At 71.7% G+C, this 10,221-nt stretch carries 12 protein-coding genes; 9 read left to right on the plus strand and 3 right to left on the minus strand.

Going from position 1 to position 10,221, the window contains the following annotated elements:
• The 3 genes from MFF30_RS20865 to cobJ form a co-directional block, all read left to right on the plus strand.
• Positions 1-293: precorrin-8X methylmutase (locus MFF30_RS20865; protein WP_238281822.1), on the plus strand; the 293-nt coding region annotated here is incomplete at its 5' end.
• On the plus strand, positions 293-1,084 hold the full coding sequence (locus MFF30_RS20870) for a precorrin-2 C(20)-methyltransferase (RefSeq protein ID WP_238281824.1): 792 nt from the start codon (positions 293-295) through the stop codon (positions 1,082-1,084). The genes MFF30_RS20865 and MFF30_RS20870, both read left to right, overlap by 1 nt.
• Positions 1,081-1,857: a precorrin-3B C(17)-methyltransferase gene (cobJ, locus tag MFF30_RS20875; RefSeq protein ID WP_238281826.1), complete on the plus strand. Its 777-nt coding sequence runs from the start codon at positions 1,081-1,083 to the stop codon at positions 1,855-1,857. The genes MFF30_RS20870 and cobJ overlap by 4 nt, the downstream gene beginning before the upstream one ends.
• 20 nt (positions 1,858-1,877) lie before the next feature.
• Here cobJ and MFF30_RS20880 read toward each other — a convergent pair whose 3' ends face one another.
• The gene (locus MFF30_RS20880; RefSeq protein ID WP_238281828.1) at positions 1,878-2,624 is read right to left on the minus strand and encodes a cobalt-precorrin-6A reductase; all 747 of its coding nucleotides are present in this window, start codon (positions 2,622-2,624) and stop codon (positions 1,878-1,880) included.
• A 28-nt stretch (positions 2,625-2,652) separates the two neighbouring features.
• On the opposite strand from MFF30_RS20880, the gene cbiE reads away from it, so the two are divergent.
• The 4 genes from cbiE to MFF30_RS20900 are packed head-to-tail and all read left to right on the plus strand — an operon-like array spanning position 2,653 to position 6,405.
• Entirely contained in the window at positions 2,653-3,891 is a 1,239-nt protein-coding gene (gene cbiE / locus MFF30_RS20885; protein WP_238281830.1) for a precorrin-6y C5,15-methyltransferase (decarboxylating) subunit CbiE, read from the plus strand.
• On the plus strand, positions 3,870-4,304 hold the full coding sequence (locus MFF30_RS20890) for a cobalamin biosynthesis protein (protein ID WP_238281832.1): 435 nt from the start codon (positions 3,870-3,872) through the stop codon (positions 4,302-4,304). Before cbiE ends, MFF30_RS20890 begins: the two co-directional genes overlap by 22 nt.
• Positions 4,301-5,098: a precorrin-4 C(11)-methyltransferase gene (gene cobM, locus MFF30_RS20895; RefSeq protein WP_238281834.1), complete on the plus strand. Its 798-nt coding sequence runs from the start codon at positions 4,301-4,303 to the stop codon at positions 5,096-5,098. Before MFF30_RS20890 ends, cobM begins: the two co-directional genes overlap by 4 nt.
• Positions 5,095-6,405, plus strand: a complete 1,311-nt coding sequence (locus MFF30_RS20900) for a cobyrinic acid a,c-diamide synthase CobB (protein WP_238281835.1) — start codon at positions 5,095-5,097, stop codon at positions 6,403-6,405. Before cobM ends, MFF30_RS20900 begins: the two co-directional genes overlap by 4 nt.
• A gap of 52 nt (positions 6,406-6,457) precedes the next feature.
• Here the strand turns inward: MFF30_RS20900 and MFF30_RS20905 are convergent, their stop codons facing one another.
• Complete coding sequence (locus MFF30_RS20905; RefSeq protein ID WP_238281836.1) at positions 6,458-6,883, minus strand: helix-turn-helix domain-containing protein; 426 nt, start codon at positions 6,881-6,883, stop codon at positions 6,458-6,460.
• A 467-nt stretch (positions 6,884-7,350) separates the two neighbouring features.
• Between MFF30_RS20905 and hmuQ the strand changes: the two genes are divergently transcribed.
• Both hmuQ and MFF30_RS20915 read left to right on the plus strand, forming a co-directional pair.
• On the plus strand, positions 7,351-7,683 hold the full coding sequence (gene hmuQ, locus MFF30_RS20910; RefSeq protein ID WP_238281838.1) for a heme-degrading protein HmuQ: 333 nt from the start codon (positions 7,351-7,353) through the stop codon (positions 7,681-7,683).
• 530 nt (positions 7,684-8,213) lie between these two features.
• Positions 8,214-9,716, plus strand: a complete 1,503-nt coding sequence (locus MFF30_RS20915) for an exopolysaccharide biosynthesis polyprenyl glycosylphosphotransferase (protein ID WP_238281839.1) — start codon at positions 8,214-8,216, stop codon at positions 9,714-9,716.
• A gap of 19 nt (positions 9,717-9,735) precedes the next feature.
• Here the strand turns inward: MFF30_RS20915 and MFF30_RS20920 are convergent.
• On the minus strand, positions 9,736-10,221 hold a 486-nt coding region (locus MFF30_RS20920), incomplete at its 5' end, for a Fur family transcriptional regulator (RefSeq protein WP_373320965.1).

A 10,221-nucleotide genomic window follows, 5' to 3' on the forward strand; every position in this document is an offset into this window, starting at 1 on the left:
ACACCACCCGCTCGGCCGCCGCCATGGAACTCTGGCGCGAGCACCTGCCCGGCAGCATCGTGGCGGTGGGCAACGCCCCGACCGCGCTGTTCCGCCTGCTCGAACTCCTCGACGAGGGCATAGCCCCGCCGGCCGCCGTCATCGGCATCCCGGTCGGCTTCGTCGGTGCCGCCGAGTCGAAAGAGGCGCTCGCCCGCGACGGCCGGGTGCCCTTCATCGTGGTCCACGGCCGGCGTGGCGGCAGCGCCATGACGGCCGCAGCCGTCAACGCGCTCGCGCAAGAGATCGAGTGATGGAGTCGGGAGAGCGGCTTCCCCCCGAGGTAGCGGAGCAGACCGAGGTCCCGCGCGCGGCGACCACCGGCACCCTGTTCGGGGTCGGCATGGGCCCGGGCGAGCCGGATTACCTCACCATGCGCGCCATGCGGGTGCTGGAGCGGGCCCCGGTGCTGGTGCATTTCTGCAAAAAGGGCCGGCGCGGCAACGCCCGCACCATCGCGGACGCGGTGCTGGCCGCAGAGCCGGGGCGCGAATACCCGCTGGTCTATCCCTACACCACCGAACTCCACCCGGAGCACCCGGACTACGTCGCGGCGCTCGCGGCCTTCTACGACGACGCGTCCGCCCGCCTCGCCGATCATCTCGGCGCGGGACGGGACGTGGCGATCCTGTCGGAGGGCGACCCGTTCTTCTACGGTTCGTTCATGCACCTGTGGCGCCGCCTCAAGGACCGCTTCCCCGTGGAGGTGGTGCCCGGCGTCACCGGCATGTCCGGCTGCTGGACCCGGGCCGGGACCCCGATCACCTGGGGCGACGACGTGCTGACCGTGCTGCCCGCCACCCTGCCGCACGCCGCCCTGGTGGAGCGCCTGCGCGCCACGGACGCCGCCGTGCTGATGAAGCTGGGCCGCCACCTGCCCAAGGTCCGGGCGGCGCTCGCCGAGGCCGGCGTGCTGGAGCGCGCGGTCTATGTCGAGCGCGGCACCATGGCAGGCGAGCGGGTGATCGCCCTCAAGGACAAGCCCGACGACGTGGCGCCCTACTTCTCGATGGTGCTCCTGCCCGGCGAGGGACGCCGGCCGTGAGCGGCCCGTCTGCGGGGACCGGTTCGGTCACGGTCATTGGATTGGGGCCGGGCGACCCGCGCCTGCTGACGGCCGCCGCCCAGGAGGCCCTGGCCCAGGCGCAGGATCTCATCGGCTACATCCCCTACGTCGCCCGCGTGCCCGAGCGGACGGGGCTCGTGCGCCACGCCAGCGACAACCGCGTCGAGGTCGACCGGGCGCGCCACGCCCTCGAACTCGCCGCCTCAGGCCGGCGCGTCGCGGTGGTCTCGGGCGGCGATCCCGGCGTGTTCGCGATGGCGGCGGCCGTGTTCGAGGCGGTGGAGGCCGGCGACCCGGCCTGGGCCCGTCTCCCCATTACGGTGGAGCCCGGCATCACCGCGATGCTGGCGGCGGCCGCGCGCCTCGGCGCTCCGCTCGGCGGCGATTTCTGCGCGATGTCGCTCTCGGACAACCTCAAGCCCTGGGAGGTCATCACCGCCCGGCTGGAGGCGGTGCTGCGGGCGGATTTCGTGGTCTCCCTCTACAACCCGATCTCCTCCGCCCGACCCTGGCAGCTCGGCAAGGCCCTCGACCTCGCCGCCGAAATCCGGCGCGGCGACACGCCGGTGATCTTCGCCCGCGCGGTCTCGCGGCCCGACGAGGCGATCCGGGTGCTCACCCTCGACGCGGCCCGCACCGCGACGGCCGACATGGCCACGATGGTGATCATCGGCGCCTCGGCCACCCGCCTGATTCCGCGCGGCGACGCGACGCCCTTCGTCTACACGCCGCGCAGCGTGCCGGCGGCGTGATGCGCGCATCGGCGCTGGCGTCAGAGGGCGGCGATCCACGCGAGGGCCGCCGCGACGTCCGGCACGCTCGGCACGTCCGGCTTCTCCGGGCGGGCGACCATCACCACGTCCAAGCCCAGCGCCCGCGCCGCCGCGATCTTGCCGTAGGTGGCGTCCCCGCCGGAATTCTTGCTGACCAGGATCTCGATCGCGGCCCCGGCCAGGAACGCCGCCTCGGCGGCCTCGTCGAACGGGCCGCGCGCCTGGATGGAGGTCAGCCTCGGCACCGCCAGATCGATGCCCTCGATGGCCCGCACCACGTAATCGTGCTGCGGCGCGGCGGCGAAAGCGCCGACCTCCTGGCGGCCGATGGTGAGGAACACGCGGCGCGGCTCGGGTCCGAGCGCACGGACGGCGGCCTGCATGTCGGGCACCGTCGTCCAGCGATCGCCGGAGACCGGCTCCCAGGCCGGACGGCGGATCGCCAGGAGGCGCGTCCCGGTCCGGGCGCAGGCTTCGGCCGCGTTGGCGCTCATTCCGGCCGCGAAGGGATGCGTCGCGTCGACCACGAGGTCGGTGCGGTCCTGGACGAGCCACGCGGCCAGCCCCTCCGCGCCACCGAAGCCGCCGATGCGGGTCCGCACGGGCTCCGCCTTCGGCTGACTGGTGCGGCCGGCGAGCGACAGGGTGACGGCGCAGGGCCGCTCCGCCGCAAGAAGCCCGCGAACCAAGAGCCCGCGTACCAGGGCGCTCGCCTCGCCGGTGCCGCCCAAAATCAGTATCCGCATGCTCCCCCCACCCTCGGGGCCGTTCTCCATGACCGCTGACACCGAGTCCACCCTGCGGGGAAGCCTCCCCTGGCTGACCATCGTGGGCATCGGCGAGGATGGCCGCGCGGGCCTGAGTTCCGCCGCCACCGCCGCCCTCGACGGCGCGCGCCTCGTCTATGGCGGGCGCCGGCACCTCGCCCTGGCTGCGCCGCTCGCCGCCGAGACGCAGATCTGGCCGAGCCCGATCGCGGACGCCTATCCGGGCCTCCTCGCCCGGCGCGGGACACCCACCTGCATCCTCGCGACCGGCGACCCGTTCCATTACGGCATCGGCGCCGAGATCGCCCGCCTCGTGCCCGCGGAGGAGATGCGGGTCTTCCCCCACCCCTCCGCCTTCAGCCTCGCCGGCGCTCGCCTCGGCTGGCCCCTGGCCGAGACGGGCTGCCTGACCCTGCACGGCCGGGCTCTGCCCCGGCTGATCCCGCATCTCCAGCCCGGCGCCCGCCTCCTCGTCCTGACCTGGGACGAGACCACGCCGGCGGCGGTCGCCGCGCTTCTGGTCGAGCGCGGCCTCGGCGCGTCCCGTCTCACCGTCCTGGAGGCCATGGGAGGCCCGCGCGAGCGCCGCCGCCATGCGACGGCCGAGGGCTTTGACCTCACCGGGATCGACCCGCTCAACACCCTGGGCATCGAGGTCGTCGGTCCATCGACGGCGCAGGTCGTCACCCTCAGCCCGGGCCTCGACGATGCCTGGTTCGAGAACGACGGCCAGCTCACCAAGGCCGACATCCGGGCCGTGACGCTGGCGGCCCTGCGGCCGCGCGCCGGCCAGATTCTATGGGACATCGGTGCCGGGGCGGGCTCGATCTCCATCGAGTGGATGCTGCGCCATCCGAGCCTCCGGGCCATCGCCATCGAGGGCAACCCGGCCCGGGCCGCCCGCATCGCCCGCAACGCAGGCCGCCTCGGCGTACCGGACCTGCGCGTGGTTGAGGGCTCCGCCCCCGCCGCGCTGGCCGGTCTGCCGGCGCCCGACACCGCCTTCATCGGCGGCGGCGTCACCGCGCCGGGGGTCCTCGACGCGGCCATCGCCGCCCTGCCCCCGGGCGGGCGCCTCGTCGCCAACGTGGTGACCCTGGAGGGCGAGGCCGTGCTGCTCGCGGCCTTCGCGCAGCGCGGCGGCAGCCTCAAGCGCCTGACGGTCGCCCATGCCGATCCGGTCGGGCACCTGCATGGCTGGCGCGGCGCGATGCCGGTCACGCAATGGGCCTGGGTCAAGGCATGAGGCCGGCGGAACGCGACCTCGTCGCCGGGATCGGGTTTCGCCATGCGACCCCGGCCGAAGACATCATTGCGCTCGTGGACCGGGCCTGCGACGCGGCCGGCCTGCCGCGCACCCGCCTCGCGCGCCTCGCCACCGCCGCCGACCGGGCCGGGGAGCCGGCGATCCGCGCGGCCGCCGAGGCCCTGGGCTGTTTCCTCGCGGCGATTCCGCCCGAGGCGCTGATCGCCGTGGACGCCGACGTGCCCACCCGTTCGCAGCGGATCGAGGCGTCGCGCCGGGTCGGCTCGGTGGCGGAGGCTGCAGCCCTCGCTGCCGCCGGGCCTGGCGCGACGCTGCTGCTGCGGCGAATCGCCAGTGCCGGGGCGACCTGCGCCCTTGCGCTTCGCGCACAATCCGTCACCCAAGAGCCATGACCGTTCACTTCATCGGCGCCGGCCCGGGGGCCGCCGACCTCATCACCGTCCGCGGCCGCGACCTCATCGCGCGCTGCCCCGTCTGTCTGCATGCGGGGTCCCTCGTGGCGCCCGAGATCCTGGGCTGGTGTCCGCCCGGTGCCCGCATCGTCGACACCGCCCCCCTCGACCTCGACGCCATCGTGGCCGAATGCGTCGCCGCCCACGCGGCGGGCCAGGACGTGGCGCGCCTGCATTCGGGCGACCTCTCGATCTGGAGCGCGCTCGCCGAGCAGACCCGCCGCCTCACCCAGGCCGGCATCCCCTTCACGGTGACCCCGGGCGTGCCCTCCTTCGCCGCCGCCGCCGCGCTGCTCAGGCGGGAACTCACCGTGCCGGGCCTCACCCAGTCCGTGGTCCTCACCCGCACCTCGGGGCGCGCCAGCGCCATGCCGGAGCGCGAGACCCTGGCGGCCTTCGCGAGCACTGGCGCGACGCTGGCCCTGCACCTCTCGATCCACGTCATCGACGCGGTGGTCTCCGAGCTGACGCCGTTCTACGGCGCGGATTGCCCGGCCGCGGTGGTGTTCCGCGCCACCTGGCCCGACGAGCGCGTGCTCACCGGAACCCTGGCGACGATCGCCGGCCAGGTAGCCGAGGCCGGATTGGAGCGCACGGCGCTGATCCTTGTCGGCCCCGCCCTCGACCCGACGGAGTTCCGGGAGAGCGCGTTGTATTCCCCCGATTACGACCGGCGCTTCCGCCCGACGAGCGAGACCGTGCTGGGCGAACGCACGGACGGAGTGGGACGGTGAGCGTACCCGGCCTCCTCGTCGCCGCGCCCCGTTCGAGCTCGGGCAAGACCACCGTGACCCTGGCGCTGATGCGGGCGCTGGCCCGGCGCGGGCTGGCCGTGCGCGGCGCCAAGTGCGGGCCGGACTACATCGACCCCGCCTTCCATCAAGCCGCCACCGGCCATCCGAGCTTCAACCTCGACAGCTTCGCCATGCCCGAGCCGATGCTCGACGCGGTGGCGGCCCTCGCGGCCGCGAGCGCCGACCTCGTGGTGGCCGAGGGCTCGATGGGGTTGTTCGACGGCATCGTGGCACCGGAGGGGCGCACCGGCGCCAATGCCGATATCGCCGCGCGCTACGGCTGGCCGGTGCTCCTCGTCCTCGACGTCTCGGGCGCCGCGCAGTCGGCCGCCGCCCTCGCCCTCGGGTGCCGCGCCTATGATCCGCGCATCCGCATCGCCGGGGTGATCCTCAACAAGGTCGCGAGTGCCCGTCACCGCCGCCTCGTGGAGACGGGCCTGAACCGCATCGGCATGCCGGTCCTCGGGGCACTGATGCGGGACGCGAGCCTCGTCCTGCCGGAGCGCCATCTCGGTCTCGTCCAGGCCCGCGAGACCAGCGACCTCGAAGATCGCCTGAACAGGCTCGCGGACCTCGCGGAGGCGGGGCTCGACCTCGACGCGATCCTGGCGGTCGCCGCCGGAGCGGCGCCCGCGCCGGGCGCGGGCCTCCTGCCCCGCCCGCCGGGCCAGCGCATCGCCATCGCGTCCGATGCGGCGTTCTCGTTCCTGTATCCGCACATGGCGGCGGGCTGGCGGGCGGCGGGGGCCGAACTCGTCCCGTTCTCGCCCCTGGCCGACGAGCCGCCCCGGGCCGATTGCGACGCCTGCTGGCTGCCCGGCGGCTACCCTGAACTCCATGCGGGGCAACTCGCCCAGGCCCGGCGCTTCCTCGACGGCCTACGGGCGTTCGCGCAGGACAGGCCGGTGCACGGCGAGTGCGGCGGCTACATGGTGCTGGGCGAGAGCCTCGAGGATGCGGCGGGGGTCACGCACGCCATGGCCGGCCTGCTCCCGGTGGCGACCTCCTACAAGGCCCGCCGCCTGCATCTCGGCTACCGCGTCGCCACGCTTCTGGCCGAGGGCCCCCTCGGCGGAACAGGCGCACGCCTGGTCGGACACGAATTCCACTACGCGAGCGAGCGCAGCGCCCCGCCGACGGACGAGACCGGACTCGCCAGCGTCACCGATGCCGAGGGCGTTCCCCTCGGCCTCGCGGGGCATCGCCGGGGCCGGACGAGCGGCAGCTTCTTCCACCTGATCGGCTGAGGATCAGGGAATCGGGGCGGCCCGGTGAAACGCGCCGCCGCCCGGGTGGAGCCTAGCTGGCCGGCGTCGGAGCCGGCGTCGGAGCGGGAGCCGGCTCGGGCGCCTGCTTTCCCATCTTGGCGGCCGTCCGCACGATGGCGAGCACATCGCGGCGGAGCTGGTCGTCCTCGATCAGCGCGTAGGCGCGGAGCAGCTCGATGGCGCCCTGCGCGCTGAGGAAGCCGAACACGTCGGATTGCGTACCGCCCATGTCGTCCTCCTCGAAGAAGGCCGAGACCGGGACTTCGAGAAGGCGGGCGATCTCGCGCAGGCGGCCGGCGCCGACACGGTTCTGGCCCTTCTCGTACTTCTGCACCTGCTGGAACGTGACGCCCACGGCGGTGCCGAGCGCCGTCTGACTCAGTCCGCGCGCCTTGCGCAGGGCGGTGATCCTCAATCCGACGAGGCGATCGACGTCGGTGGTCTGCTTGGGCATCATCTCTCGGTTCAGTCCTTATGGAAAAGCCTCGCTTCAGCGCGGACCTGCCGCCGGGGCGATCGGCTCTGAGCGCTTTCGTACGAACGCCATCAGGATTCCCTAAGTGCACTCGTTGGGAAATTGAGGCCTTTGATCGTCGATAGAGCAAGCCGACAGAAATTATCCTTGTCCGGCACCAAATGCCACTCGATGTTTTACTCCGCGTCAGCATCGGTCATGCGTTGTGACAGCTTGACCACAAAGCCGGCACGGATTGCAAGCCTGCCATCGCCCGGGCATCCACGGAATTTTGATCGGGCCGCGGACACACTGCGCGACGATTGTTGGCCGCGGCATCGGGCGGAACACCGTTGCCGGCGGTCAAATGTAGCCGATGCGTCCCGCCGCATGGCCTTTTGCCTCAACGCGCCCCAGGTTTAAGGCGTGATGCGGGACATCCCGGAACATCGAAAAAACCCAGGTGGATCATGTATATCGCGATGAACCGATTCAAAGTCGTCAAGGACGCGACCGAAGACTTCGAGCAGGTCTGGCTCGGCCGCGACAGTCATCTCGGTGAGATGCCGGGCTTCGTCGAATTCCATCTCCTGAAGGGGCCAGAGCACGAGGACCACGTCCTCTATGCCTCGCACACGATCTGGTCGTCCAAGGCTGATTTCGAGGCCTGGACCCGCTCCGAACAGTTCCGGAAAGCTCATGGTCGCGTGCCGTCCACGAAGCCTCTATACCTGGGACACCCGCAATTCGAAGGATTCGAGACCATCCAGACCGTCGCCCGGCCTGATTCGGCGGTCGCCTGATTCGTCGCGCAGCCCGCCCTGATCCAATCCGAAAGGGTCAGCGCGACGCCCGGGCACGCCGAGCGGCCCGCGGCCGTGAGGGCCATGAGCGCCCGCCGTCGATGCCGCTGGCGCCGCGCGCCATCGCACCAGCAAATGCGGCCGTGTAGGTTGCGACTGTGAGCCGTCGGTCCGGGCGAACCCGACCGACTGTTCGCCGCCCGGGCGTGAGATCTCGCACGGCGCCGATAATCCTGCTGCGGACAGCCGTTTCGTTCAGTTAACGTTCCGTTGCAGTTCGCTACGGGCCGTCTTACGGCGTGCTACGGCCACAACAACTTACCTCGGATTTGCTTGGACTCGGACGGCGCCCCACAGGGGCTCGTCGGGTCCGACGAAAGGTGGCGCGCGGTTTCGTCCCGCGAAGCCGCACTGATGCGTGGCGTACTGGGGCCCGGGCTTTGCGGGTTCAGCCTCAGAAATCAGGTTCGAGCCGTCGCTTGGCTCAACTTGGGACAGTTTCCGCATCAGGACGGGACATGGCGCTCCAGATGTTTCAAGATCGCATCCCCGACGCGTTCGAAAAGCTTTCGGTCGTCCGGTCACGCCGGGACGTCTGGACAGCCCTCATGCCGCGCCGCCGGCGCGCCGCCTTCCGCGCGGGTATCCCGGTGGCGACGGCCCTGGCCGATCTCGCCGCCATCCTGGGCGTCGCCGCGCTGGTCGATCTCGCCTATTACGTCTCGGTGCAGGGGGATATCCCAGCCGTGAGCACCAGCGGCAGTTTCGAACTCTCCGCCCTGGTCGGCCTGTTCGTTCTGCTCACCAACCTCGTGCGCGAGGATTACAGCATCGAGACGCTGCTCTCCGACCGGCCCCACCTCAAGCGGGCCGCGACGGTGTGGGTCGGCGCCTGGGCCATCGCCCTGGTGATCGGTTTCGCCACCAAGACCACGCAGGACTACTCGCGCCTCGTCTCCCTCGGGCTCTTCGTCTCCGGCCTGCCGGCCCTGCTCATCGTGCGGACCCTGGCGCTCGGCGTGGTGCGCCGGGCCGTGACCCCGGCCTCGGCCTCCATCAACCGCATCCACCTCGTCGGGTACGAGGAGGACATCGCCCGGTTCTACGCCCATAACGACGCGGAGGCCCTGGGCCTGCGCGTCATCGGCACCAGCTACCTTCGCCGGATCGACCCGATGGGGGACGAGGCCTCGCGCCGAGCCCAGATGTCGGAAGATCTCGACCTGGCGGTCTCGGTGGTGCGCTTTCTGCGCCCCGACGACGTCTTCATCCTGGTGCCCTGGTCCGAGGCCGCCGACATCGAGCGCTGCATCGACGCGTTCCTGCGGGTGCCGGCCGCCCTCCACCTGCGCCCCGGCTCGGTGATGGACCGCTTCCCCGACCTGAAGCTCGCCCGTGTCGGCCGCCTGTCGGGTATCAACATCGGGCGCCGTCCGCTCCAGGCCGGCGAACTGTTCCTCAAGCGCACCCTGGACCTGACGCTCGCTCTCGTCGCGCTGGTCCTGCTCGCCCCGCTCTTCCTCGCGGTGGCCGTGCTGATCAAGCTCGACAGCCCCGGCCCGGTGTTCTTCCGGCAGAAGCGCTACGGCTTCAACCAGCAGCCCTTCGGCGTCTACAAGTTCCGCAGCATGAAGGTGGCACAGGACACCGTCTTCAAGCAGGCCACCCGCAACGACAGCCGCATCACGCCCATCGGCGCCGTGCTGCGCCGCTCGAACATCGACGAGCTGCCCCAGCTCCTCAACGTCGTGCTCGGCGAGATGTCCCTGGTCGGCCCCCGCCCGCACGCCCTCGCGCACGACCGCAGCTTCGAGAACCGCATCGCCCTCTACGCGCGCCGCCACAACGTGATGCCGGGCATCACCGGGTGGGCCCAGGTCAACGGCCTGCGCGGCGAGACCCTGACGGATCTCGACATGGAGCGGCGCGTCCAGCACGACCTGCACTACATCGATAACTGGTCGATCTGGTTCGACATCCGGATCATGTTCATGACCGTGTTCTCGCCGCGCGCCTACAAGAACGCGTTCTGAGGCTGCGGCGGGCGCCGCCTCAACCTTCGGCGGTGGCCTGCCCAAGGCAGGTGCCGCACTCGCCCTCAACCTCGAGGATGCGGCTGATCGGCCGGAACCCGGCTTTGGCCAGGGTCCGTCCGAGCTGGTCTTCGACCTCCGGCGCCGTGGTCTCGTCGATGGTCCCGCAGTTGCGGCAGATCAGGAAGACGAGCCCCGCCCCGTCCGTGTGGGAATGCCCGCAGGAGACGAAGGCGTTCCGGCTGGCGATGCGGTGGACGAGGCCATGCTCGGTCAGGAAATCGAGCGCCCGGTAGACCGAGACCGCCGCCACCCGACGGCCCGGCTCGCTCAGGGCCTCGGCGATGTCGTAGGCGCCCATCGGCCGGGTCTGGCCCGCCACCGCCGTCAGCACGTCCCGGCGCAGGCGGGTGAATTGCAGGTCGCGCTCGCGGCACAGGCGTTCGGCCCGGGCGATCGCCGCCTCCGCACCGCCGCAGCCATGGTCATGCGTCGCCGCATGGTC

It is taken from the genome of Methylobacterium goesingense, assembly GCF_022179225.1.
GTDB lineage: Bacteria > Pseudomonadota > Alphaproteobacteria > Rhizobiales > Beijerinckiaceae > Methylobacterium > Methylobacterium goesingense.

Excerpts from the sequence above, each read along its gene's own strand:
- MFF30_RS20870 (WP_238281824.1), top strand. The coding sequence starts at position 293 with ATGGAGTCGGGAGAGCGGCTTCCCCCCGAGGTAGCGGAGCAGACCGAG.
- MFF30_RS20880 (WP_238281828.1), bottom strand. The coding sequence starts at position 2,624 with ATGCGGATACTGATTTTGGGCGGCACCGGCGAGGCGAGCGCCCTGGTA.
- cbiE (WP_238281830.1), top strand. The coding sequence starts at position 2,653 with ATGACCGCTGACACCGAGTCCACCCTGCGGGGAAGCCTCCCCTGGCTG.
- MFF30_RS20890 (WP_238281832.1), top strand. The coding sequence starts at position 3,870 with ATGGGCCTGGGTCAAGGCATGAGGCCGGCGGAACGCGACCTCGTCGCC.
- cobM (WP_238281834.1), top strand. The coding sequence starts at position 4,301 with ATGACCGTTCACTTCATCGGCGCCGGCCCGGGGGCCGCCGACCTCATC.
- MFF30_RS20905 (WP_238281836.1), bottom strand. The coding sequence starts at position 6,883 with ATGATGCCCAAGCAGACCACCGACGTCGATCGCCTCGTCGGATTGAGG.
- hmuQ (WP_238281838.1), top strand. The coding sequence starts at position 7,351 with ATGTATATCGCGATGAACCGATTCAAAGTCGTCAAGGACGCGACCGAA.
- MFF30_RS20915 (WP_238281839.1), top strand. The coding sequence starts at position 8,214 with ATGTTTCAAGATCGCATCCCCGACGCGTTCGAAAAGCTTTCGGTCGTC.